The following is a 25133-nucleotide window of genomic DNA, read 5'->3' as shown; positions in this document are numbered from 1 at the left end:
CCTGACCATCACAAACGGACCGAAAGATCCGCGCTATACCCAGCCTTGGAGCAAAAAAAAAGGCACGAGTTCAATACTCGTGCCTTTCTTGTAACAGCAGATCAACAAGCGCTCATTAAGGGCGGTCGTCGACCTCCTTGCCAGTCGCGGCTGGAGGGATCAAGTCTTCGCTGTTGAGGTTCAACCAGATCAGCACCACGTTGGCGATGTAGATCGACGAGTAAGTACCCGCCAGAACGCCGATAAACAGCGCCAGGGAGAAGCCCCACAAGTTGTCACCGCCGAAGATCATCAGCGCAGCAATCGCCAGCAAAGTGGAGATTGATGTCGCCATGGTACGCAGCAGGGTCTGAGTGGTGGAGATGTTGATGTTCTCGATCAACGTCGCCTTGCGCAATACGCGGAAGTTCTCACGAACCCGGTCGAATACCACGATTGTGTCGTTGAGCGAGTAACCAATAATCGCCAGCACAGCCGCCAGTACGGTCAGATCGAAGGTTATCTGGAAGTACGCCAGAATACCTACGGTCACGATCACGTCGTGGATCAGCGACACAATCGCACCGACACCGAACTTCCACTGAAAGCGGAAAGCCAGGTAAATCATGATGCCGACGAGTGCCATCAGCATGCCAAGGCCGCCTTGGTCGCGCAGCTCTTCACCTACTTGCGGGCCGACAAACTCGACGCGCTTGACCGACGCGGGATTGTCGCCGCCAACCTTTTGCAAGGCTTCGGCTACTTGGTGACCCAGTTGCGGATCTTCGCCTGGCATGCGCACCAGCAGGTCGGTGGTCGCACCAAAGCTCTGCACCACGGCCTCGTGATAACCGGCCTTTACCAGCTCGTTGCGCACTAAGGTAACGTCGGCCGGCTTCTCGTAGGTCAGCTCAATGAGCGTACCCCCGGTGAAATCCAAACCGTAGTTCAGGCCCTTATGGAACCAGCTGAACAACGCCAGAACGGTAAGGAGCACAGTGACGCCGAACGCAATGTTGCGAACGCCCATGAAGTTGATTGTACGTAACATGGCAGCCCCTTAAATCCACAACTTCTTGAAGTCACGCCCGCCAAAGATCAGGTTGACCATTGCGCGGGTCACCATGATGGCCGTGAACATCGAGGTAAAGATACCGAGGGACATGGTCACCGCAAAACCTTTGACAGGGCCGGTGCCCATGGCAAAGAGAATCCCGCCAACCAGCAATGTGGTCAGGTTGGAGTCGAGAATCGCGGTAAATGCCCGGCCGAAGCCTTCGTTGATTGCGCGCTGCACAGTCATGCCTGCGGCGATCTCTTCACGTATCCGCGAGAAGATCAGCACGTTGGCATCTACCGCCATACCCATGGTGAGTACGATACCGGCGATACCCGGCAAGGTCAGCGTAGCGCCCAGCAGCGACATCAAAGCCAGCAGCATCACCATGTTGCCCGCCAGGGCTACGGTAGCGATGATGCCGAAGAAGCGGTAGATGGCGATGATGAACAGCGACACGAACAACATGCCCCACAGTGCAGCGTCCACGCCTTTGGTGATGTTGTCTGCACCCAGGCTTGGGCCGATGGTGCGCTCTTCAGCGAAGTACATCGGCGCCGCCAGGCCACCAGCACGCAGCAGCAGTGCCAGCTCCGAGGATTCACCCTGGCCGTTCAGGCCAGTGATACGGAACTGAGCACCCAGCGGCGACTGGATGGTCGCCAGGCTGATGATCTTCTTCTCTTCCTTGAAGGTCTGCACCGGCACGTCTTTCTCGACGCCGTTGACGATCTGCTTGGTGTAGGTAGTAACAGGACGCTGCTCAATGAAGATCACCGCCATGCTGCGACCGACGTTGCTGCGCGTGGCGCGGCTCATCAGTTCGCCGCCGTGACCATCCAGGCGAATGTTAACTTCAGGTGTGCCGTGCTCGCCGAACCCGGCCTTGGCGTCGGTCACCTGATCACCCGTGATGATCAAACCACGCTCGATTTGCGCCGGCGGACGATTGCCTTCACGGAATTCGAACTCCTCGGAAGTCGCGCGGGAAGCGCCTGGCTCAGCTGCGAGACGGAATTCCAGGTTGGCAGTTTTACCCAGGATACGCTTGGCTTCAGCGGTGTCCTGCACGCCTGGCAGCTCAACCACAATGCGGTTGGCGCCCTGGCGCTGAACGATCGGCTCGGCCACGCCCAGCTCGTTGACGCGGTTACGTACCGTGGTCAAGTTCTGCTTGATGGAATACTCGCGGATTTCGGCGATCTTGGCCGGGCTCATTGCAAGACGCAGCACGGCCTGACCGTTCAGGTCAGCCGGTACGATGTCAAAATCGTTGAAGTTCTTGCGGATCAGCGCACGGGCCTGTTCGCGGGAAGCTTCGTCTGAGAAGCCCAACTGGATGGCGCCGTTGAGCTGCGGCAGGCTGCGATAACGCAACTTTTCTTTGCGCAGCAGGCTCTTCACATCGCCCTCATAGACTTTCAGGCGTGCGTCGAGGGCTTTGTCCATGTCGACTTCCAGCAGGAAGTGCACACCGCCGGACAAGTCCAGACCCAACTTCATCGGGTGCGCGCCAATGCTGCGCAGCCATTGCGGCGTGGTCTGTGCCAGGTTCAGCGCAACGACGTAGTCGTCACCCATGGCCTTGCGCACGACGTCTTTGGCCGGCAATTGGTCTTCTTGCTTGGTCAGGCGCAACAAGCCGCCCTTCGCACCAGCCGCCAATGTTGCCGCTTTAACTTGGATACCCGCGTCGTTCAGAGCCTTGCTCGCGCGTTCCAGGTCAGCCTGATTGACCTGCAACGAAGTGCTGGCGCCAGTGATCTGGATCGCCGGATCATCAGGATAGAGATTGGGAGCGGAATAAATAAAACCGATCGCCAGCACCGCCAGGATCAGTACGTATTTCCACAGAGGGTATTTGTTCAGCATCACGCCGCCCGCTTATAACGCGGGGCGCCTTGCGCGCCCCGTCGATTGGTAAAGGTTGTTACTTAGATCGCTTTGAGCGTGCCTTTTGGCAGCGTGGCGGCGATGGCGCCCTTCTGGAACTTCATTTCTACAGTGTCGGAGACTTCCAGAACCACGAAAGCGTCGGAAACCTTGGTGATCTTGCCGGCGATACCGCCAGTGGTCACAACTTCGTCACCTTTCTGCAGGCTGCCCAGCAGGTTTTTCTGCTCTTTGGCACGCTTGGCCTGTGGACGCCAGATCATGAGGTAGAAGATGACCAGGAAGCCGACCAGGAAAATCCACTCGAAACCACCGCCCATAGGGCCGGCAGCAGCAGGCGCAGCGGCGTCAGCCATGGCGTTAGAGATAAAAAAGCTCATTTAGCACTCCAGTTGCAAATAGTGAATCTTAGGGTCGGAAAACTCAGTCCAAGGGCGGCACAGGGAGCCCGCGCTTGGCATAGAAGGCATCGACGAAGGCGGCCAATGTACCCTGTTGAATAGCCTCGCGCAAACCAGCCATCAGGACTTGGTAGTGACGCAAATTGTGGATGGTATTCAACATGCTACCCAGCATTTCCCCGCATTTGTCCAGATGGTGCAGATAAGCACGGGAGAAGTTCTGGCAGGTGTAGCAATCACAGGTGGGATCCAGCGGCGAATCATCATGGCGATGGAACGCGTTACGGATCTTGAGCACGCCTGTATCGATGAACAGATGCCCATTGCGGGCATTACGGGTTGGCATCACGCAATCGAACATGTCCACACCGCGGCGCACACCCTCTACGAGATCTTCCGGTTTGCCAACGCCCATAAGGTAACGAGGTTTGTCAGCGGGCATCAGGCCTGGCAAGTAGTCCAGCACCTTGATCATCTCGTGTTTGGGTTCGCCTACCGACAAACCGCCGATGGCCAGGCCATCGAACCCGATTTTGTCGAGGCCTTCAAGCGAGCGTTTACGCAAGCTTTCATGCATACCGCCCTGGACGATACCGAACAGCGCAGCGGTGTTATCACCGTGGGCGTTCTTCGACCGCTGAGCCCAACGTAGCGACAACTCCATGGAGATTCTCGCGACATCTTCATCGGCCGGGTAAGGCGTGCACTCGTCGAAAATCATCACGATGTCCGAACCCAGGTCACGCTGTACCTGCATCGACTCTTCCGGCCCCATGAATACTTTAGAACCATCCACCGGCGAGGCGAACGTTACGCCCTCTTCCTTGATCTTGCGCATGGCGCCCAGGCTGAACACCTGAAAACCACCGGAGTCGGTGAGGATTGGGCCTTGCCACTTCATGAAATCGTGCAGGTCGCCGTGCTTCTTGATCACTTCCGTGCCCGGACGCAGCCACAGGTGGAAGGTGTTACCAAGAATGATCTCGGCACCGGTGGCGACGATGTCACGGGGCAGCATGCCCTTTACGGTGCCGTAGGTGCCAACCGGCATGAACGCCGGCGTCTCTACCGTACCGCGGGGGAAAGTAAGGCGACCGCGACGGGCTTTGCCGTCGGTGGCCAATAATTCAAACGACATACGACTCATAAGGTTTCCTCTGGGCCGCGTGGCGCCGGGTTACGGGTGATAAACATCGCATCACCGTAGCTGAAAAAACGGTACCCCTTATTGATGGCCGCTTGATAAGCCGCCATGGTTTCCGGGTAACCGGCAAATGCCGACACCAGCATCAAGAGCGTGGATTCCGGCAGATGGAAATTGGTGACCAGGCAATCGACAACGTGGAACGGCCGGCCTGGGAAGATAAATATATCGGTGTCGCCACTGAACGGTTTGAGCACACCATCACGCGCCGCGCTCTCCAAGGAGCGCACGCTGGTGGTACCCACTGCGACTACACGCCCGCCACGAGCCTTGCACGCAGCTACCGCATCGACAACTTCCTGGCTGACTTCCAGCCACTCGCTGTGCATATGGTGGTCTTCGATGTTATCCACACGCACCGGCTGAAAGGTGCCGGCCCCCACGTGCAGGGTCACATAGGCCGTCTGGACGCCCTTGGCCGCAATAGCATCCAGCAGCGGTTGGTCGAAATGCAGTCCGGCCGTTGGCGCGGCAACCGCGCCTAGGCGCTGGGAGTACACCGTCTGATAGCGCTCGCGGTCCGAGTCTTCATCAGGGCGGTCGATATAGGGAGGCAGCGGCATATGGCCGACGCGCTCCAGCAGAGGCAGAACCTCTTCGGCGAACTTGAGCTCGAACAATGCATCATGGCGCGCCACCATCTCGGCTTCGCCGCCGCCTTCGATCAGAATGCTCGAACCCGGCTTCGGTGATTTGCTGGAGCGCACATGGGCTAGCACGCGATAGCTGTCCAGCACGCGCTCCACCAGAATTTCCAGCTTGCCGCCGGAGGCTTTTTGGCCAAACAACCGCGCAGGAATTACGCGGGTGTTGTTGAATACCATTAAGTCGCCTGGGTTTAAATGCTCAAGCAAATCAGTGAATTGACGGTGTGCGAGGGCACCGCTGACCCCTTCCAGGGTAAGCAGTCGGCTGGCGCGACGCTCGGCCAAAGGGTGGCGTGCGATCAGCGAATCAGGGAGTTCAAAAGTAAAGTCAGAAACGCGCATGATGGGGTTCGTCTAGCAGGGCCGGGAAGTTTAGCGGAAATAGTGAAAATAGACCATGAAACGTGATTGACCAACGGTAATCTCATCTCTATACTTCGCCGCCATTGAGCCCTGATGGCGGAATTGGTAGACGCGGCGGATTCAAAATCCGTTTTCGAAAGGAGTGGGAGTTCGAGTCTCCCTCGGGGCACCATATAAATCCTTGTAAATCAAGGACTTAGAGAAAGGGTAGAAAGAAATTTCTACCCTTTTTTTTATCCAAAATTTCTACTCTTTTCTTGCAAAATCGCTCAAAAAAATGTGCGTTTGCATGTGAACTTAGCCGGAAAGACGGCTCCCTTCTGCACCGCTTGCCCCCCCCTGCGACCTCTTGAAATCAACAAGCGTTTCTCAAAACTGAAAGCTACTTTTTAGCATTTGATATGTTATGTTATACAGTTTCATCAAAAGGTGTTATTGACTAAAAATCCCGCACCATATATCACCTCTGGAGTGGCAATCGGCCACCCAATGGATTAGGTGAGAAAATGGTCGCTACTCAAAGGGAATTTGTGTGCTTGGCAAACTCTAAGAAACACGGTGAAAGATGTATCGCTGGTAAACTCATTGGCGGGCCTGCGGACGGGACCTGGTACAGACCTGTAAGCAACAGAGCCAGTCGTGGGATCTCGGAGAATGAGGCCACCTACCAAGCTGGGGGGGCAGTGAATGCATTGGATATAATTTCTATTTGGGATACTGCAAAGCATCAGCACGTATTTCAGCAGGAAAACTACATCATCGACGCCACTCAGAAGTGGGTTAAAAAAGGTGATTACGTTCAAGCAAATCTCAGCCAGTTGATAGATACACCTGCACGTCTGTGGGAAACAAATTACAAAAGTACGTCCGGCGTGAATGATCGTGTACCTGAGCGATTGCTGACACAAGCTAGGCAAACGCTGTATTTTATTAAACCTGATGGAGATGTCTCGGTTAAAGTTGATGCTGAAGGCAAGCAGTGGAATAATCACAAAATTAGCGTTCGGGCTACCTTCGATTATAACGGCATAAATTACGCACTCAGCTTGACTGATATACCAGCAGAGGCTTATTTCCTTAAAAAGGGAATTGGAACCTATTCTCTAAACAAGATCACCGGTCTAACGATCAGTTTAAGCGAGGTTCATACGAACGTGCCGAATTACGTTGTGGGCCAGGGCTTTGCTTACAAAGTTATCGCGGGCATCTTCTAAGGTCACTATGAAAATTTATACTATCGGATTTACAGAGAAGAAGGCTGAAAGATTTTTCAGTCTAATTAAGATCAGCGGCACGAAGCGAATAGTTGACGTGAGGCTCAATAATATTTCACAGCTTGCAGGATTTGCAAAAAAAGAAGATTTAAAATATTTCCTAAAAGAACTGTGTGATGTTGATTATGTACACCTTCCAGATTTAGCTCCTACCAAGGAAATTTTATCGCCATACCAGAAAAAAGAGATTTCTTGGCAGCAATATGAGGATAAATTTCTTAATCTTATGGCGAAGAGAAATATTGAGAAACATGTAAAGCCTGAAGTTATTGATGAAGGATGCTTGTTGTGCAGTGAGCATCAGCCGCATCAGTGCCATAGAAGGCTGGTTGCGAATTATCTCAAGCAAGCGTGGGATCAATCTGACGCAGTTGTTAAAGATTTAGTATGAGCAAAGACGCAAAAGTTCTAATCGCATATCCTATTGACTTCCTTTCATATTCAAAATTTGAAAGGAAAGTCGATAAAATTATCAGCTCGCTTGAAAAGGCAGAGCTGATTTTCGTGTCCGATGAAAATAGTTTTATCGAAAAATATTCACAGTCCAAGGGATTGCATGCAGTTCCGTTTGGCTCAGATAAAGAAGCGTTGAAGGAAGTCACACACGCTATTCTTTTTCAAGATGAAGAAAGGAATTGTTTCTTTATACTCGATAATCAATTGCGAGAAAAAGAAATACCCACAAGAATTATAAATTTGAAAATCACCAAAGTGTCTAATAAAGATAACGGTGACAGTTATGATGTTTACATCGGCAGGGGAACCTTGTGGGGTAACCCTTACCAAATGGGTAAAGAAGGCACTCGCGACGAAGTTATAGCCAAGTTTGCCTATGATTTCGAAAAGCGTTTTTTGAAGTTACCTGAAAAATTTGATGAAAATATTGAAAAGCTCAGAGGTAAGACACTTGGTTGCCACTGCAAGCCAGCAGCTTGCCATGGTGATGTAATCGCGAACTATCTCAACTCTCAAGACGATGAAAAGTGAACTCTATGAGCATACTCATACGCGGTTAGTTTCATCGTCTACTGGCGACTTGTTCAAGTCAGTAGTATTTTATCTTTGATTTTTTGGATGTCGTATCATCACCGGGATCAGACCGGGAGCAATCGCGACAAGAAACGGCATTAGGGCTTGAAATCACAGCAATGTGCCACCATGTAGATTTGATCATTCAGTCAAGGGATACGACCAGCATGTCTACCAGAATCAGCGAAATTCTTGCCCAACTCCTTAAAGAGAGCCCAACCTCTATCAAGGATATTAATGACCAATACAATTACGAAGATACAAAAGGGGGAGGTAAGCGTGATGCCTCACTTGTTTCGTGTGGTCAATGTGGTGATTACAACGAGTTACAATATATTTATGACGAAAAATTAAAGCGGCTAGTCAGCAATTTTAAAATAACAGAAAGTCAAGCATTGCTAGCTTTGAGCGAGTGCTGTTCTGAATTGAGCAATCCTCGCAGCAGGTCAGATTTTTACAAATTGTTGAGCAAAAAGCTCGGGCACAATATCGAATAAGAACGATCAATTCATCTGCTCGCCGCTAAGTGAGCAGATGTTTTTTAATCTATCGAGTAAAAATATGACCTACGTTAAGCTGAATCACGACTTCGCCAAATTTATTGATCCAAAACTATACCATGAAGCACTAGGCAAAAATGATGATGGTGCCTGTATTTTAAGAATGCAGTTGATTTGCGAGCGTTTTTTGAATGTTTATTTAAAAGAACGCATCTCGCCAGAAAATATTGAGTTCTTTGCTACTGGCAAAGGCAACTCTGAAATATTACGACATTTCAACGAAAGGCTAACCACGGCTATTGCTAGTGGATTACCTGCCAATCTTGGAAGAGCTTTGAAACATTTGAATAAAATCAGAAATCAATTCGCCCATAATCTTGAGCACAAAGTTGAACAGTCTGAAATGTTGAAATACTTTGATCTGGTTGAGGCTTTTAAAGTTGACGTTGGGCCGAAACATGGATTTGAAGGTTCAACTAAAGATCTTGAAGTACATGTCGACGGCAAGGTTTTAAAAGCAAAAGATAATATTCAGGCAGGCTTTACAGCGGCCACATATGGACTTATGACAAAAGCAGGTATATGGCTTGCCAATGACTTGAATAGTCGTGGACAGTTAAGCACGGGTGATCCCCTACAATAGCGATTCAACATGTCTATAATTTGTATATAAGGGGTCGTAAAACGGCCCTTTTTTTTGAAAGCGTTTAAATTCAAAAATTGATTACCTAAAGGATATCTGTTGCTACGCTAAATATAGTACGTCACCATTGGTTTTCACCCTCTGTCCAAGGACCAGGAAATGCGTGTACTACCAACACTTCTCGCTACGTTTCTCTCTCTATCGTTCGCTACGTGCAGCTACGCTGCTGATGATCAGCTTCTAAAACTTGATCCGAAGCGTGACAGTGCACCTTACAAAGCTCAAATTCTTGGTTTGCTCAAAAAGACTGAAGGGTTTCGGTGGGAGCATAAAGAAGATGGGATGGGCTATGTAATCAGTCAAGAAACCGATATGAAAAGTAATTGGAATAGCGATACTTTCGTAAATGGTATTTTCGTCAATGTTAAGAAATTTTACTATGGTACGAAAGTTGACGAGTATGTAGGGTACGCAAGACAGAGTAATTTCTTAGATTTCGTAGAAATTTATGGCTGGAAAGAGCCGGACAAGCAGATTCATATCAAATACAACAGTAGCTCAGATACGATGAGTCTTTATTATTTAGCTTATCCTGATCGACCTAAGTTCACTTTTAACAAAGTGGATAAGTTCTTTACTGAAACACCGTCAGGTAAAGGAAATAAGAGCGGCAAAACGGCGGAAGAAAATGATTTGATATTCTGATCATTATTACTTCAAGGCACTATTTATGCGGAGGCTCTGCATCCGTGTAAATAGTGGCTGATAAAAGTGTAGCTAAATAGCATCCAACGTTAATAGCTGCTTAGCGTACAACCATAATTATATTTCGCCCTAGCTATTGACAAGATTTTATGTCGTTTTTAAGCCAAAAACTAACGCGGCAAAATTTAGAAATCTCAAAAATCTCTATAGCTTTGCTCAGAAAAAAGTATATGAGATTTTCGGCTGCAATCTGAAATCTTCATTTTTTAAGACTTAAATCGAATGGCTGTATTGCTCTACACAGCAAAGCAAACAACGTCAAAAAACAGCCATATTATTACTTTTAGTATTTTAATTTTTTGAGCATTTCCAAATCGCTCACTAGTTTGGCTAATTCCGTTATACGTTTCAATCAGGGCCGTGTCTTGGGCGTTTTATTTAAGACGTAGGTAGGCATGTATAGCTATAAGAAGTAGATTAAACCATGTGCTTAAGGCTGTTTAAGGGGTATTGATTCATCTTCGGATCTGCTCGCCTTAGCTCGCCCTTCTCAGCATAAGTCGATGATAATCGACCGCTCTCCCTTTAATAACCCTTTAAAAAACCCTTTAGGTTAGCTACAGGCCATACAAATCTAGGCCCACAGACGTCTATGGTGTAGTTGAGTAATAACACTTGGTGTAGCTGAATAATAACTGTTGGTGTAGCTGACTAAGAAAACCGATCAAGCTTTTTGTATTTAGTGTATTGCTCAAAGAATTGAAGCTATTGACTTCCTCCTAATATCATGTATTTGTATAAGTAACAACAAATAAAGGATAGCATGAGCGAATTTAATATAAGAAAAGTCACCGCAAAAAAAATCTTCATCAGAGATGACTATATCTCATTAGCTAAATCATTTATGAGTTTGCCAATCTTTAATGCTACGAATAAGCACACGGAAGACTTTTATCTTGATATTGAGGCACGAGATATTTTCCAATACAAAAACGTTAGAATAAAAACTCCCCTTCTTTCGTTGGATTTCGATTTCAATATTTTATTATTCTTGATACAAACGGCCGTTATAGCAGAAGATAACAATCAACTATTTATCGAGTATTCAAAGCTTTTTAAATTTCTAAACGTTTCACCGAACAACTTTCCTGCATATCGAGCAAAAACAATTAAATCTTATGAAAAGCTTAAGCAGTTTTCTATGCAGTTTAATAAGGGCGGCAGAGAATATCTATTAGGCTTTGTGGGTGATGTAATAGAAATTGATGGCGGGCTTTCCGTAACAGTTTCGCGTGGATTGAGAGTTTTCTATGAGGCCGATCATGATCTGATTTTTAATCTTAAAGTCAAAAAATTTAACGAGTTGAACTCTGCCTTTGCTAGAGCTTTGTATCTGTTTTACAAGTCGAATAACTTTAAGAAAGTAAATACATTCAAGATAGAAGATTTGATTTACCGTTTGCAATGCAAAGAAACGCAGCAAAAAGAAATAAACAGAAGCATTAGAAAGGCTCATAAGGAATTACTTAAGCATGAGTTGATAGTTTTCGCTAAAGAAATCAAAAATGGAAAAAGGTTAGAGAAATTTACTATTCAATTAGCTCCTTTGACAGATGCTGATAAAGCATCAACTACAGAGGGTGAGTTAATTGCTACTCCGATTGTTACTAATGAAGTTGAAGTGAATAGTGATGAGTCGGCTTGGCTAGACACGAGTTGCTTCAGTTTTGACTCTGAAGAAGACGAACTACCATTCTAATTACTAAGAGTTACAGATCAGCCGCTTAATTGCGGCTTTTTGTGCCCACCTAAAACGCAGTTAATGTCTATTTATTTTTGATTCGCTCTTGAAAATAGTTTTTTGTATGTAAGAGTATAAATACAGGAGGGATCAAATGGACAACAAACACAGAGCACACTTTTCGATAGGTAGTAGAACGCTCATCAAATTTAGACGTGTTTCTAGCATTGAAAATTTTTCGATGAGCAAACTTGTTGAGTCGATGATTGATGAGTATCTACAGAATTACGAAAATGTTGGATACAGAGAAATTGGACTAATAGCGTACAAAGCTGAAAAATTTAAAAAAGGAGCTAATAGAAAATGAGCAAAAAGAAAAGTAAATATTCACCTACCGACGTACTAGCAGCCATTAATACGGCAAAATCATACGTCGCTAATGTAACTGATAAAAACTGCAATGATTCGCTCACAAGACAGTTAATGGGGTTATCTACAGATCCAGAAAGATCAGACCCTGACGCAGTGATAGCTATCTGCAAAAGGGTGATAAAAGACGCTCTGAGTGTCACAGCAACGACTCAAGTCATAGCTGCTAGTGCGGGCAAAGGTAGAGGTCAATCACAGGGTCTAAATCTCGTTAATGAGCTTGACATAGAAACTGCTCTGAAAGAGTTAGGTGAGATGAAGAAAAGGTGGAAGATTCAAGATAAGCAACAAAACAGCTTGAAAAACAAAAAAGATAATCACTAAGAGGAAATTGATGAATGACAAAACAATAAGAATAGTAAAAAAACTAAGTACATTGATTTTATTGTTCATCATTTCTTTGCCAGTTTTTGCTAACGCCGCTTCTTTAGATGAAACTTCAGCGTCTGCTAACAGAGCTGAACTCGTTGGAACTTTTATACAAATTGTAAGATATACAGGCTATTTCCTGGGCGTACTGACGTTCATTTTGATGGGTTTCAAGCTGCTTGACTTGGGCGGGAGCGGTAAAGATGTTAAACGTGTAACTGTATACGTGTATGCCGTAGCGGCAGTTTTATTCTTGAATGCAGGTTTAGGATTAGGTCTTATTATCAGTTCATGGGGGGGCAGCTCTGAGCAGCCGTGTTTTATCGCATCTGAGAAAGATGGATTTTCCAGTACGTGCTTCAATGATGAAATGAGTGAACTGGCGGGTGAATTGAGAGCCAGAGTCGAAAAACTTTCAAGTGATTCAACCGCTAAAATCTTTTGGGATAATCTCAAATTTATTGTCTCTGTATTTCAATTCATCGGCCTGATTTATTTCTTAGTCGGTGTGCATGGGCTGGTACAAGTGTCTAACGGATCAGCGAAAGATAGCGGATACGGGAAGCCAATCGTCACTATGATTGCTTCGGCTCTCATCGTGGATTTGCCGCATACTTTTCAGATGTTTCAAGCTACGCTTCAACAAGTGGGAATTAATTTTTAAAAGGGGGGGAAGTATGAGTAACGATATTTTAGAAGTGATACGCTTACTGAGCGGGTATTTTATACCAATGTTACTATTTGTTGGATGGATAGTGTTTTTACATGTCAGCAACTACAAGAATAAGAAAAAACTGAACAAGGAGAAAAAATGAAATATGAAATAATACTAGGTTTAGCGTTAACCGTTTTAACTCACGCAGCATCTGCTGAATACTCAGTAAAAATCCCGCTTGAAGTGAACAGAGGTGGGCATTTGCCTAACGGGTCTATAAACATAGCTCAGTCTGGTGCGACAGCACCAAACCCTTTTCCAGGCCCAAACGTGCCCGTAGAGCCTGTGGAGCCGGTAAAACCGGCTAAGCCTACGCTATACGCAACAGTCTTTCCAAAGCCTGCCATAGGAGCTAATAGATACAATGGTGAAAATGGTGCATTTTACGATAGCTCCCTAGGCTTAAGTATATTTGTAGAAACTTCAGCACTTAAAAATAATACGAAATATACGATGTTTTACGATGAAAAAAATACATGTGTAGTGGAAACCAGTTTCTGCATTTGGGGAGCAGGCAGTTTTGGCGGAGGTTGTGGAAGATCAGACTCAAAAATTAGCAATGGTCCAAAAGTTTCAATCAGAAGATTGTCTGGAAATTGTCTAATAGGTGATGATTATATTATCAAAATAAGAGAGTTATGATATGAGTGCTCAGAAAGCATGGGGGGTCGCCCACGTTATCCTTTTTGTCGCAGTTCTAGTTGTGGTACTCGGGTACGGGCAATTTAGTAAGCTGACTGATAGCTCTAAAGTTTCAACAGAAGAAATTATATTAGCTAATCAAGCTCAAAAGAAATTGGCTCGTGAAAAAGCCAATAAGCTAGCTATGACTAAGCAATGCGAAGATGACAAAAAGAGAAGTCAATACTTCAAAGATAAAGCAGATAAAGTACACGATAGTAGTTTTGACTATTCTGTCTTTGGACATGAAGCGGGGGCTGTAAAAAAACAGCAAGACGAAGCTTATTCAAAGCTAGTCGAAGAATACAATGCATTACAGTCTAGAAATTGCGGCTGAAATGCTATTAAAGCTTGAGCTTTGGGCTGTTAGATTTTTTGTTTGGCTGCATATCGTGCTTTTGTCTTTCTTGAAAACTTCTTAGCTCTTGTCTTAAACGCTCATTTTCTTTTTCGTCTTTTACCAGTTTTAAAGCTTTTTCAAAGTCAGCTTCGGCAGGCTCGTAAAAGTCGCTCATGGGATAATTATTCAGCTTACACACTAACCAAGCTTGTCTCTTAAACTCAGTCCTACACGTGCTGGGTACGCTCACTGCTGTACCAGTTTCTAAGATTTTTTGAGCCCCCGCTTTGATGCTTTTGAAATTTGAAGTGGCGAAGTTGACCTGATTTATTGCACTGTCGTGTGTAAATGCTATTTTGTTTGTGTCTTTGAAAAAGTACGTCTTTTCGTCACTACTTAAAAAGTGCTTATCAATAGTTCTATTTGTATATTTCCTTAGAATTCCTTTTTTCTCACCAGTACCTAGCAGAGACTGCTTCTCAAGAATAGACTGGTTTTTTTCAGCAGAATACTTCATGAGTTGAGTGAAAAAGGGATCAGATCCAAATTTTTCTTTGATCTTTTTAATGGGGAAATTTACCTGTGAACCTTTGAAAATCTCACCCTCTTTTTCAAAACTCAGGCCAGAAACGCCAGAACTATTGAGATTAGGTAGCACTAAAATATTCAATTCTTCGAGCTGAGTGATAAATTCAGCAGTGTCCTGAGCGTTCTCAAACGCAAATCCAATAGATTCTTTGAGGTCGTTCTTAATAGTCTTAGAGCCTGTTTTACGCTCGATTTGTACAGTATTAGGAGCGGGAGCATAAGGTGAAGGTTGCTGTGTCCTATCCGCATTGTAGAGGCTGTGCTTGATTTCTAGAGCTTTCCCAATTTCGATATAATCAACGAAGTCTCTATGTACTAGTTTCGTATCGAGTGAGCGAAGAGCTACACATATATGCACATGAGGATGTGCTGTGTCTCTTTCAACAGTCATGACGTAATGTCGTTTTCCAGGCATAGAAATACTCAAAGCTTCCTCGGCAATGTCGAGAAGCTCAGAGTCTGTCTTGTGAGAGTCAGACGGATGAAAGGCTACTATTTTATGAAAGTAAAGACGCTGTTGGTTTTTAGCTCTTCCCTTTTCAAATTTCTTTTCGACTAGTTGAGCATATTCGCTGTCTGAAGTACCTTCAAACTTTGGAATGGTCGAACGCATGGACGACGGGTCTTTAACGTGCTTTTGAATATATTTAACGGTAGCAGCAGTATGAGATCTTCTAGTCAAAATCTTAAATTTCATATGCCACCTGCTTCTTTACGTTTTTGCTTAATGACTTGAGCGAGTTTCTTTGAAGTTGCGAATTCTATGTTGTCTTCGTAATTCGAATAAACATCTACTGCTGCATCAAGATTTTCAGCTAGCCTCGTTAAGGCTTTTAGCACTTGCCCATTGTCCTTTTCTAAAAAGCTTTCTAGCTTGCGGAGAACGTCCTGTTTCTTAAAGTCCAGAGTGTCCGGGCTTAGAATTGTATTTAAAGCTCTTAAAATTTGATTTCCAACATTTCCGGCTCGATTAAATACATCGTCGTAGCTTTGCAGCTCGCTCACAACAATTGTGTTTGAGTTCCGAATTAGTGAAAGAATGAAGTCTGTTCTGCTTTTATGTTGCGTAATTTTTATAGCTTCGTCTATTTCTCGCAGCTCCGCTTCAGTAGTAGCGTAAGAGCAAATTTTATTTCTCTTTCTGTTACTCATACTTCACCTCTTGTTCTAGAGATGAAATTTTTAGCTGTCTCAACTATTGGTTTGACCTTGTAGCCATTCTTCTGAGTCACGATGTAGCATTCCATATCGGCAAGGTCGAGAGGAAAAAGGCTCATCTGAGCTTCATAGATTTCGCCTGCCCAAGCGGCTATGAACAGCTTTTCATCGTCACTGTAGCTTCTGTCAGATATATCTGAAAATGCTTCAGACAGCGAAACTATTCTAAATGCTAGGTGGTTTATTAGTTCTGACTTAGTGCCAGCAGCAAATAGACAATAGCTGGTTTCATCGCTCAAACGATTAAACTGCATAATTGCTTCATTCTTATACGCGTTATATTTACTTAACATATCAATCTCCTTTTACATTGTTTCTGCTCCTTTGCTCTAAATAAAATTCAAACGCAGTGCTGGAATTTTCGAGAACCTGTCCCGAGAAAGCTACGAAGTAGTTTCGTATGGGTGTAATGACAAAACGCAGTTTTGTCATTACAAAGGTATTGCTCGCATCTTAAAAACTATAGAGCTATATATACAAATAGCAAATTTAACGAAAGTGTCAATACGTAAAGACAAAGAAAACTATGTATTTACCAAACATGTAAATACATATGACGAAAGAGTAGCCGCCATTCTTGGCTATTAGCCTTGAAAAGGAATTTAAAATTTATAAACAATTTTCTTAATCGCCGACAGCTTTGCTTTTGGAGTAGGACCCTCTGAATATCTATCAAAAGTAATGTTCAATGCTCCACCAGGTTCATGCCCTACGATAGACATAACGATAAGGTTTTTCACATCAGCACGTTCAAGTAACGTAATGGCAGTTTTGCGAACGCTGTGAAATACACATTTTTTATCAAAACCAAGGCGAGTTTTGAACTGAGAGAATTCATTTCCCAAATCTTTCGATTTTACACCATATTTCCCCCCTCTCCCCGTCTGTAACAGAAAACCGTCAGTTGACGCTTCCACAAGGCGTTTGAGAGTTTGTTTCAGCTTAGGGTGTATAGGCACATGACGAACGGCTGCTTCGGTCTTACCCTCACGTATATGGAAGCAATCTACGCCGTCCTCAACAACAATCGAGTCGATTCGAAGTTGACAGATTTCTTCTATCCTAGCTCCAGTGTATGCACCAAGCTGGATAAGATCCGCAAGCTTCCGATTTTCTTCATCAATAGCTTTATGATAGAGCATTTCTATTTCTTCTGTAGCAAACGCCCGCCTGCTACTTTCTTTATATATGCCTCGTTTTTCTTCGTTTAGTTCATGATCTTTAAATGGATTTTGTAACGCACCATAAACTGACTTAAAAGCAGCATCTTTTTTTATTGCATAGTTCCAAAAAGCACTAAATGAAAATAGATATTGCTTCTTAGTTTTTGCTTCTACTTTAAGAGATGCTAAAAAAATTGAAACGGTGTCGCGATCAAGAAGCAACTCACTCTCTTTAAGAAATGCGTCGAGCATGCGAATTCGCTTTATGTGCCGATCTACCGTGTGCAATTCGACTTTACGTTGTTCAGTTTCATAAGCATGAAACGCGTCCAACCGACTCTTGAAGAAAGGCGTTTTAGGGGAGTAATCACTATGACCAGCAAGAATAGAAATAGCTTCACGCTGTAGGCTAGGTCGTAGCTGATGAGCCTTAATCACGTCTGTTACTTCAATGATTCGCTTCGTAGCAGCAGATGGGGTTTGATCGAAATAATTAAGAGGCGTCTTACTTTCTCTCTCAATCTCAGATTGATATTTCTCGACTATCAACATTACTTCTTCACGGAAATCAGGAAACTCCTTACGTCGTGCTTTCTCAATCTCGGTTTTCCACTGCTGCAACCATCTCAGCTTAAGTACGTGAGCCTCAGAACGATTTCCTGTCTTGAGGCTTTTAGTCAGCACCTTGCGGCCACCAAACGCCTCTCGGGCGTCTGCGGGAACGTCCAGACGGACGTGATAAGTACCAGCTTTTAGGACCAGGAAATCAGACATTTCAGAATTCTCAAGGATTTTCAAACCAAACTTCTACCCAAAAATTCTATCCAAAACAATATAAGAAAAGCGTATACACTGGCCCGAAAGCGATTCAAGGTCATAATGGTGAAGTTCGAGTCTCCCTCGGGGCACCATCTTAAAAAAAGACCTTGAATTTCAAGGTCTTTTTTTTCGTCTGTGGAAAAGTGAAGTCACGTCGCCAGAGGCCGGCAAAGGTACCCAGAAGGCGAGAACAGACAAAACCAGCCCACAAGATAGTTACAAGCCTTAAAGATCGTTGAGCGCGCTCACGCCCCGCCCCAGAAGCCTTGTGATGACATCGAAAGCCCACTCTCGCTCACCTCCCATCACGCATAAGCCAACGCGCGAATCTCGAATTACGATATCGGCCTTATCGATTGGACGAATTTGGGCTACGCCGAGGCGTCGGCAACACCCAGGCTCGATCATTGAGAGATTTCTAGCTTAGGTAGAAGGCAATATCCGGTAGGAATCCTGGCAAATGTTCCGCATCAGGCAGTGCGCGTATCGGTAAGCGTCTGCCGAACTCAACTTGCATAAGCTTGAGATTCATTATGGAGGGCTTCGCAAAGAGCTGTAGGCAGGTTTCGAGTGCAATCAACTGTTGGTTGAGGCTCGTCTCAGCACACTCGGCCTGCCGCCCTACCCAAAGGAGATGAGATGAAGGACCAATCCGCCCCTATCCTGATTGTTATCCTTGACGTTCAAGATGCGATTGATCGTCCGAACTGGGACGGCAAAAATAATCCTAACTATTTGCCGGTCATCCCGCGCCTTCTCAATCAGTGTGAATCGCCCCGGATTCTCTAGACACCTTGCAAGCTCATTGCGTAACGCTTTTCAAACTCTACCGATGGCAGCTGATTGTTGAAACCATGGCGGCGTTTTACGTTGTTTCATACGTACGAATGTAGGTGATGTCAGTGACCCAAACCCTGTTGGATTCCAAGACATCGAACTGGCGCCTCAACAAATTGGGTAATGCTACCGCTGGCTTACCGCCGCACTTTCCGGGGCGGCGTCGATAACCTGTCTGAGAACGCATACCTTAAAGACGCATCAGCCTAGCCACACAATGACCACCACAATCCTCACAGACCTAGCGCAGATCGTCATGGATTTTGCGATAGCCGTAAACGCCGCCGCTCTCCAGCCAGGAATGCTTGACCAAACCCAGCAGTCGCTGGTCGTCTTTGGCGCGTATAGATTGCGGCTCAGACCGCCACGCTGTAATAACCACCGGGATGCACTATCAGCGTCAGGCAAAGCCGTCGAATCGAGTAGTCGCCGGTGCGCTGCTTGATAAAGGCGCACTTTTTGGCGAAGTATCCAAACACCTCAGACTTAGGTACCAATATAGCGCCCGATTGAAGTGTTCAAAATCATTAGGCCAGTTCAGGCCCGCCGTCCCTGAGGATATTCGAGAGCTCGCCCTGACCCGCCCTCGCACTTTCCGCCCGCCCAAAACAAAACCCCATCTGCTTTCGCAAATGGGGTTTCGGAATTTAATCTTGACGATGACCTACTCTCACATGGGGAAACCCCACACTACCATCGGCGATGCATCGTTTCACTACTGAGTTCGGGATGGGATCAGGTGGTTCCAATGCTCTATGGTCGTCAAGAAATTCGGGTACTGAGTCGTGACCAGTTGGCCTCGCTTCAGCAAATTGGGTATGTGATAGCTTTCGGTGTTTGCAAGAGTCGAACTTTCGGTTCATTTCGTCTTCACACACCGCAATCTGGTGCTCTTTCGCTTTTAAGCTCGAAGCAAGCAAATTGCTTGGGTGTTATATGGTCAAGCCTCACGGGCAATTAGTATTGGTTAGCTCAACGCCTCACAGCGCTTACACACCCAACCTATCAACGTCGTAGTCTTCGACGGCCCTTCAGGGAACTCAAGGTTCCAGTGAGATCTCATCTTGAGGCTAGTTTCCCGCTTAGATGCTTTCAGCGGTTATCTATTCCGAACATAGCTACCCGGCAATGCCACTGGCGTGACAACCGGAACACCAGAGGTTCGTCCACTCCGGTCCTCTCGTACTAGGAGCAGCCCCTCTCAAATCTCAAACGTCCACGGCAGATAGGGACCGAACTGTCTCACGACGTTCTAAACCCAGCTCGCGTACCACTTTAAATGGCGAACAGCCATACCCTTGGGACCGGCTTCAGCCCCAGGATGTGATGAGCCGACATCGAGGTGCCAAACACCGCCGTCGATATGAACTCTTGGGCGGTATCAGCCTGTTATCCCCGGAGTACCTTTTATCCGTTGAGCGATGGCCCTTCCATACAGAACCACCGGATCACTAAGACCTACTTTCGTACCTGCTCGACGTGTCTGTCTCGCAGTCAAGCGCGCTTTTGCCTTTATACTCTACGACCGATTTCCGACCGGTCTGAGCGCACCTTCGTACTCCTCCGTTACTCTTTAGGAGGAGACCGCCCCAGTCAAACTACCCACCATACACTGTCCTCGATCCGGATAACGGACCTGAGTTAGAACCTCAAAGTTGCCAGGGTGGTATTTCAAGGTTGGCTCCACGCAGACTGGCGTCCACGCTTCAAAGCCTCCCACCTATCCTACACAAGCAAATTCAAAGTCCAGTGCAAAGCTATAGTAAAGGTTCACGGGGTCTTTCCGTCTAGCCGCGGATACACTGCATCTTCACAGCGATTTCAATTTCACTGAGTCTCGGGTGGAGACAGCGCCGCCATCGTTACGCCATTCGTGCAGGTCGGAACTTACCCGACAAGGAATTTCGCTACCTTAGGACCGTTATAGTTACGGCCGCCGTTTACCGGGGCTTCGATCAAGAGCTTCGCGTTAGCTAACCCCATCAATTAACCTTCCGGCACCGGGCAGGCGTCACACCCTATACGTCCACTTTCGTGTTTGCAGAGTGCTGTGTTTTTAATAAACAGTCGCAGCGGCCTGGTATCTTCGACCGGCATGAGCTTACGGAGCAAGTCCTTCACCCTCACCGGCGCACCTTCTCCCGAAGTTACGGTGCCATTTTGCCTAGTTCCTTCACCCGAGTTCTCTCAAGCGCCTTGGTATTCTCTACCCAACCACCTGTGTCGGTTTGGGGTACGGTTCCTGGTTACCTGAAGCTTAGAAGCTTTTCTTGGAAGCATGGCATCAACCACTTCGTTAACTAAAAGTTAACTCGTCATCAGCTCTCGGCCTTAAGATCCCGGATTTACCTAAGATCTCAGCCTACCACCTTAAACTTGGACAACCAACGCCAAGCTGGCCTAGCCTTCTCCGTCCCTCCATCGCAATAACCAGAAGTACAGGAATATTAACCTGTTTTCCATCGACTACGCTTTTCAGCCTCGCCTTAGGGACCGACTAACCCTGCGTCGATTAACGTTGCGCAGGAAACCTTGGTCTTTCGGCGTGGGTGTTTTTCACACCCATTGTCGTTACTCATGTCAGCATTCGCACTTCTGATACCTCCAGCAAGCTTCTCAACTCACCTTCACAGGCTTACAGAACGCTCCTCTACCGCATCACTTACGTGATACCCGTAGCTTCGGTGTATGGTTTGAGCCCCGTTACATCTTCCGCGCAGGCCGACTCGACTAGTGAGCTATTACGCTTTCTTTAAAGGGTGGCTGCTTCTAAGCCAACCTCCTAGCTGTCTAAGCCTTCCCACATCGTTTCCCACTTAACCATAACTTTGGGACCTTAGCTGACGGTCTGGGTTGTTTCCCTTTTCACGACGGACGTTAGCACCCGCCGTGTGTCTCCCATGCTCGGCACTTGTAGGTATTCGGAGTTTGCATCGGTTTGGTAAGTCGGGATGACCCCCTAGCCGAAACAGTGCTCTACCCCCTACAGTGATACATGAGGCGCTACCTAAATAGCTTTCGAGGAGAACCAGCTATCTCCGAGCTTGATTAGCCTTTCACTCCGATCCACAGGTCATCCGCTAACTTTTCAACGGTAGTCGGTTCGGTCCTCCAGTTAGTGTTACCCAACCTTCAACCTGCCCATGGATAGATCGCCCGGTTTCGGGTCTATTCCCAGCGACTAGACGCCCTATTAAGACTCGCTTTCGCTACGCCTCCCCTATTCGGTTAAGCTCGCCACTGAAAATAAGTCGCTGACCCATTATACAAAAGGTACGCAGTCACCCAACAAAGTGGGCTCCCACTGCTTGTACGCATACGGTTTCAGGATCTATTTCACTCCCCTCTCCGGGGTTCTTTTCGCCTTTCCCTCACGGTACTAGTTCACTATCGGTCAGTCAGTAGTATTTAGCCTTGGAGGATGGTCCCCCCATATTCAGACAAAGTTTCTCGTGCTCCGTCCTACTCGATTTCATGACTAAGAGATTTTCGCGTACAGGGCTATCACCCACTATGGCCGCACTTTCCAGAGCGTTCCGCTAATCTCAAAGCCACTTAAGGGCTAGTCCCCGTTCGCTCGCCACTACTAAGGGAATCTCGGTTGATTTCTTTTCCTCAGGGTACTTAGATGTTTCAGTTCCCCTGGTTCGCCTCTTACGCCTATGTATTCAGCGTAAGATAACCATCTTATGATGGCTGGGTTCCCCCATTCAGACATCTCCGGATCAAAGTCTGTTTGCCGACTCCCCGAAGCTTTTCGCAGGCTACCACGTCTTTCATCGCCTCTGACTGCCAAGGCATCCACCGTATGCGCTTCTTCACTTGACCATATAACCCCAAGCAATCTGGTTATACTGTGAAGACAACATTCGCCGAAAATTCGATTTGGCTCTTTCGAGCCACTCACAAATTTTACCTTAGCCTGATCCGTTACCAGTGAAAGTAACGTTCAGTCTATCTTTCTATCACATACCCAAATTTTTAAAGAACGATCTAATCAAAGACTAGAAATCAACATTCACCATCATCACAATGGAATGCTCATTTCTAAGCTTTCAACAAACAGAAGCAGTAGTGGTGGAGCCAAACGGGATCGAACCGTTGACCTCCTGCGTGCAAGGCAGGCGCTCTCCCAGCTGAGCTATGGCCCCGTATTTCTACAGGCGTTTCCCACACAAAATTGGTGGGTCTGGGCAGATTCGAACTGCCGACCTCACCCTTATCAGGGGTGCGCTCTAACCAACTGAGCTACAGACCCAATTTCGGGCTGCTTCTTTATCGTCTTCTTCAATGAATCAAGCAATTCGTGTGGGAACTTATGGAGCAGCTGATGTCGTCGATTAAGGAGGTGATCCAGCCGCAGGTTCCCCTACGGCTACCTTGTTACGACTTCACCCCAGTCATGAATCACACCGTGGTAACCGTCCTCCCGAAGGTTAGACTAGCTACTTCTGGTGCAACCCACTCCCATGGTGTGACGGGCGGTGTGTACAAGGCCCGGGAACGTATTCACCGCGACATTCTGATTCGCGATTACTAGCGATTCCGACTTCACGCAGTCGAGTTGCAGACTGCGATCCGGACTACGATCGGTTTTATGGGATTAGCTCCACCTCGCGGCTTGGCAACCCTCTGTACCGACCATTGTAGCACGTGTGTAGCCCAGGCCGTAAGGGCCATGATGACTTGACGTCATCCCCACCTTCCTCCGGTTTGTCACCGGCAGTCTCCTTAGAGTGCCCACCATTACGTGCTGGTAACTAAGGACAAGGGTTGCGCTCGTTACGGGACTTAACCCAACATCTCACGACACGAGCTGACGACAGCCATGCAGCACCTGTCTCAATGTTCCCGAAGGCACCAATCTATCTCTAGAAAGTTCATTGGATGTCAAGGCCTGGTAAGGTTCTTCGCGTTGCTTCGAATTAAACCACATGCTCCACCGCTTGTGCGGGCCCCCGTCAATTCATTTGAGTTTTAACCTTGCGGCCGTACTCCCCAGGCGGTCAACTTAATGCGTTAGCTGCGCCACTAAGAGCTCAAGGCTCCCAACGGCTAGTTGACATCGTTTACGGCGTGGACTACCAGGGTATCTAATCCTGTTTGCTCCCCACGCTTTCGCACCTCAGTGTCAGTATCAGTCCAGGTGGTCGCCTTCGCCACTGGTGTTCCTTCCTATATCTACGCATTTCACCGCTACACAGGAAATTCCACCACCCTCTACCATACTCTAGTCAGTCAGTTTTGAATGCAGTTCCCAGGTTGAGCCCGGGGATTTCACATCCAACTTAACAAACCACCTACGCGCGCTTTACGCCCAGTAATTCCGATTAACGCTTGCACCCTCTGTATTACCGCGGCTGCTGGCACAGAGTTAGCCGGTGCTTATTCTGTCGGTAACGTCAAAACAATCACGTATTAGGTAACTGCCCTTCCTCCCAACTTAAAGTGCTTTACAATCCGAAGACCTTCTTCACACACGCGGCATGGCTGGATCAGGCTTTCGCCCATTGTCCAATATTCCCCACTGCTGCCTCCCGTAGGAGTCTGGACCGTGTCTCAGTTCCAGTGTGACTGATCATCCTCTCAGACCAGTTACGGATCGTCGCCTTGGTGAGCCATTACCTCACCAACTAGCTAATCCGACCTAGGCTCATCTGATAGCGCAAGGCCCTAAGGTCCCCTGCTTTCTCCCGTAGGACGTATGCGGTATTAGCGTCCGTTTCCGAACGTTATCCCCCACTACCAGGCAGATTCCTAGGCATTACTCACCCGTCCGCCGCTCTCAAGAGAAGCAAGCTTCTCTCTACCGCTCGACTTGCATGTGTTAGGCCTGCCGCCAGCGTTCAATCTGAGCCATGATCAAACTCTTCAGTTCAAACATCTTTGGGTTTTTAAGAAACCCTAAACTTGGCTCAGCAATCGTTGGTTACATCTTTGATTTCTCGCGGAGTAACTTGTGATGCTGATAATCTTGTTGACTATCAGTCTGACTCCACAAGCACCCACACGAATTGCTTGATTCAGTTGTTAAAGAGCGGTTGGTTAAGATCTTTCGTCTCAACCGAGGCGCGCATTCTACAGCAGCCTCATTTGCTGTCAAGTGATTATTTTCAGAAGCTTTCGAAGATTTCTTCAACAACTTCAACCACTTGCGCTTCTGATCTCTCATCAGCGGGAGGCGAATTCTACAGCGTTACACGCTGCTGTCAACACCTCTTTTTCAACTTCCTTTTGGCTTCGATGGACTGAAGCAACTTACCGCCGAAAACTGCGTAACTCGTTGTTTACCAAGGAGTTTTCCGTTTCGACTGCGCCGGAAGTGGGGCGAATTATAGGCTTCCAGAATCTGCGGTCAAGCGTTAATTACGCTTTTGTTGCAGAAGGTGCTTTTTTCGCAATAAGCCGGGGGATTCGGCGCATCACCGGCGGTACACGCAACACCAGCAGCAGCGCAGCTATAGATAGATGCATAGATAGCCCACTCCTGTGATCAGCCCGCACGATCCAAAATATATGCAGCAGCCCACCCCAGCAA

22 protein-coding genes, 3 tRNA genes, 3 rRNA genes and 2 pseudogenes are annotated in these 25133 nt (G+C 46.8%); 14 read left to right on the top strand and 16 right to left on the bottom strand.

Annotated features, from left to right (window positions below; all coding sequences use genetic code 11):
* Positions 1–115: 115 nt before the first annotated feature.
* The 5 genes from secF to queA all read right to left on the bottom strand — a co-directional run bounded on the left by secF (position 116) and on the right by queA (position 5523).
* Positions 116–1030, bottom strand: coding sequence for a protein translocase subunit SecF (secF, locus tag ACVWXD_RS00715; RefSeq protein ID WP_032890676.1), 915 nt, complete (start codon positions 1028–1030; stop codon positions 116–118).
* 9 nt (positions 1031–1039) lie between these two features.
* Positions 1040–2908 (bottom strand): protein translocase subunit SecD, encoded by a 1869-nt coding sequence (gene secD / locus ACVWXD_RS00710; RefSeq protein ID WP_032890673.1) that lies wholly within the window; start codon positions 2906–2908, stop codon positions 1040–1042.
* Positions 2909–2970: 62 nt separating this feature from the next.
* Positions 2971–3309 carry a preprotein translocase subunit YajC gene (gene yajC, locus ACVWXD_RS00705; protein WP_003175975.1) on the bottom strand — a complete coding sequence of 113 codons (339 nt, stop codon included), beginning with the start codon at positions 3307–3309 and terminating at the stop codon, positions 2971–2973.
* A gap of 43 nt (positions 3310–3352) precedes the next feature.
* Complete coding sequence (gene tgt, locus ACVWXD_RS00700; RefSeq protein ID WP_003175976.1) at positions 3353–4468, bottom strand: tRNA guanosine(34) transglycosylase Tgt; 1116 nt, start codon at positions 4466–4468, stop codon at positions 3353–3355.
* A 5-nt stretch (positions 4469–4473) separates the two neighbouring features.
* Positions 4474–5523, bottom strand: coding sequence for a tRNA preQ1(34) S-adenosylmethionine ribosyltransferase-isomerase QueA (gene queA / locus ACVWXD_RS00695; RefSeq protein ID WP_401384734.1), 1050 nt, complete (start codon positions 5521–5523; stop codon positions 4474–4476).
* A 108-nt stretch (positions 5524–5631) separates the two neighbouring features.
* Between queA and ACVWXD_RS00690 the strand changes: the two genes are divergently transcribed.
* The 13 genes from ACVWXD_RS00690 to ACVWXD_RS00630 all read left to right on the top strand — a co-directional run bounded on the left by ACVWXD_RS00690 (position 5632) and on the right by ACVWXD_RS00630 (position 13967).
* Positions 5632–5716: transfer RNA gene (locus ACVWXD_RS00690), tRNA-Leu, on the top strand.
* Between the two features lie 334 nt (positions 5717–6050).
* Positions 6051–6758: a dual OB domain-containing protein gene (locus tag ACVWXD_RS00685; protein WP_457370592.1), complete on the top strand. Its 708-nt coding sequence runs from the start codon at positions 6051–6053 to the stop codon at positions 6756–6758.
* Positions 6759–6765: 7 nt separating this feature from the next.
* Positions 6766–7209, top strand: coding sequence for a DUF488 domain-containing protein (locus ACVWXD_RS00680; protein WP_457370591.1), 444 nt, complete (start codon positions 6766–6768; stop codon positions 7207–7209).
* Positions 7206–7805 carry a DUF4326 domain-containing protein gene (locus ACVWXD_RS00675; protein WP_457370590.1) on the top strand — a complete coding sequence of 200 codons (600 nt, stop codon included), beginning with the start codon at positions 7206–7208 and terminating at the stop codon, positions 7803–7805. Before ACVWXD_RS00680 ends, ACVWXD_RS00675 begins: the two co-directional genes overlap by 4 nt.
* A gap of 209 nt (positions 7806–8014) precedes the next feature.
* Positions 8015–8344 carry a hypothetical protein gene (locus ACVWXD_RS00670; protein WP_457370589.1) on the top strand — a complete coding sequence of 110 codons (330 nt, stop codon included), beginning with the start codon at positions 8015–8017 and terminating at the stop codon, positions 8342–8344.
* A gap of 64 nt (positions 8345–8408) precedes the next feature.
* Complete coding sequence (locus ACVWXD_RS00665; protein ID WP_457370588.1) at positions 8409–8990, top strand: hypothetical protein; 582 nt, start codon at positions 8409–8411, stop codon at positions 8988–8990.
* Between the two features lie 159 nt (positions 8991–9149).
* Positions 9150–9695, top strand: a complete 546-nt coding sequence (locus tag ACVWXD_RS00660) for a hypothetical protein (RefSeq protein ID WP_457370587.1) — start codon at positions 9150–9152, stop codon at positions 9693–9695.
* Between the two features lie 823 nt (positions 9696–10518).
* Entirely contained in the window at positions 10519–11454 is a 936-nt protein-coding gene (locus ACVWXD_RS00655; RefSeq protein WP_457370586.1) for a hypothetical protein, read from the top strand.
* Between the two features lie 136 nt (positions 11455–11590).
* Complete coding sequence (locus ACVWXD_RS00650) at positions 11591–11803, top strand: hypothetical protein (protein WP_457370585.1); 213 nt, start codon at positions 11591–11593, stop codon at positions 11801–11803.
* On the top strand, positions 11800–12189 hold the full coding sequence (locus ACVWXD_RS00645) for a hypothetical protein (RefSeq protein WP_457370584.1): 390 nt from the start codon (positions 11800–11802) through the stop codon (positions 12187–12189). The genes ACVWXD_RS00650 and ACVWXD_RS00645 overlap by 4 nt, the downstream gene beginning before the upstream one ends.
* A gap of 10 nt (positions 12190–12199) precedes the next feature.
* On the top strand, positions 12200–12898 hold the full coding sequence (locus ACVWXD_RS00640) for a hypothetical protein (RefSeq protein WP_457370583.1): 699 nt from the start codon (positions 12200–12202) through the stop codon (positions 12896–12898).
* A 147-nt stretch (positions 12899–13045) separates the two neighbouring features.
* Positions 13046–13591 carry a hypothetical protein gene (locus tag ACVWXD_RS00635; RefSeq protein WP_457370582.1) on the top strand — a complete coding sequence of 182 codons (546 nt, stop codon included), beginning with the start codon at positions 13046–13048 and terminating at the stop codon, positions 13589–13591.
* A 1-nt stretch (position 13592) separates the two neighbouring features.
* Positions 13593–13967: a hypothetical protein gene (locus tag ACVWXD_RS00630; RefSeq protein ID WP_457370581.1), complete on the top strand. Its 375-nt coding sequence runs from the start codon at positions 13593–13595 to the stop codon at positions 13965–13967.
* 7 nt (positions 13968–13974) lie between these two features.
* On the opposite strand, the gene ACVWXD_RS00625 is transcribed toward ACVWXD_RS00630, so the two are convergent.
* The 4 genes from ACVWXD_RS00625 to ACVWXD_RS00610 form a co-directional block, all read right to left on the bottom strand.
* Positions 13975–15171, bottom strand: coding sequence for a relaxase/mobilization nuclease domain-containing protein (locus ACVWXD_RS00625; RefSeq protein WP_457370580.1), 1197 nt, complete (start codon positions 15169–15171; stop codon positions 13975–13977).
* Between the two features lie 80 nt (positions 15172–15251).
* Entirely contained in the window at positions 15252–15710 is a 459-nt protein-coding gene (locus ACVWXD_RS00620; protein ID WP_457370579.1) for a hypothetical protein, read from the bottom strand.
* Entirely contained in the window at positions 15707–16069 is a 363-nt protein-coding gene (locus tag ACVWXD_RS00615) for a hypothetical protein (protein ID WP_457370578.1), read from the bottom strand. The genes ACVWXD_RS00620 and ACVWXD_RS00615 overlap by 4 nt, the downstream gene beginning before the upstream one ends.
* A gap of 309 nt (positions 16070–16378) precedes the next feature.
* On the bottom strand, positions 16379–17713 hold the full coding sequence (locus ACVWXD_RS00610) for a tyrosine-type recombinase/integrase (protein ID WP_457370577.1): 1335 nt from the start codon (positions 17711–17713) through the stop codon (positions 16379–16381).
* 684 nt (positions 17714–18397) lie between these two features.
* Between ACVWXD_RS00610 and ACVWXD_RS00605 the strand changes: the two genes are divergently transcribed.
* Positions 18398–18547, top strand: a complete 150-nt coding sequence (locus ACVWXD_RS00605; RefSeq protein ID WP_241149728.1) for a hypothetical protein — start codon at positions 18398–18400, stop codon at positions 18545–18547.
* Positions 18548–18632: 85 nt separating this feature from the next.
* On the opposite strand, the pseudogene ACVWXD_RS00600 reads toward ACVWXD_RS00605, so the two are convergent.
* From ACVWXD_RS00600 to ACVWXD_RS00570, 7 genes and pseudogenes are all read right to left on the bottom strand, one after another.
* A pseudogene (locus ACVWXD_RS00600) lies at positions 18633–19053 on the bottom strand (IS3 family transposase); the annotation flags it as partial.
* A gap of 193 nt (positions 19054–19246) precedes the next feature.
* Positions 19247–19362, bottom strand: a 5S ribosomal RNA gene (rrf, locus tag ACVWXD_RS00595).
* A gap of 169 nt (positions 19363–19531) precedes the next feature.
* Positions 19532–22423 (bottom strand): 23S ribosomal RNA (locus tag ACVWXD_RS00590).
* A 247-nt stretch (positions 22424–22670) separates the two neighbouring features.
* Positions 22671–22746 (bottom strand) — tRNA-Ala (locus tag ACVWXD_RS00585).
* Positions 22747–22776: 30 nt separating this feature from the next.
* A tRNA-Ile gene (locus tag ACVWXD_RS00580) sits at positions 22777–22853 on the bottom strand.
* An 83-nt stretch (positions 22854–22936) separates the two neighbouring features.
* Positions 22937–24473: ribosomal RNA gene (locus tag ACVWXD_RS00575) — 16S ribosomal RNA — on the bottom strand.
* The 16S, 23S and 5S rRNA genes sit together here with 2 tRNA genes alongside, the layout of an rRNA operon.
* 488 nt (positions 24474–24961) lie before the next feature.
* A pseudogene (locus ACVWXD_RS00570) lies at positions 24962–25123 on the bottom strand (protein-methionine-sulfoxide reductase heme-binding subunit MsrQ); the annotation flags it as partial.
* Positions 25124–25133: the final 10 nt, after the last annotated feature.

Source organism: Pseudomonas sp. TE3911 (assembly GCF_054062775.1).
This window is presented reverse-complemented; position numbering and strand designations above follow the sequence as displayed.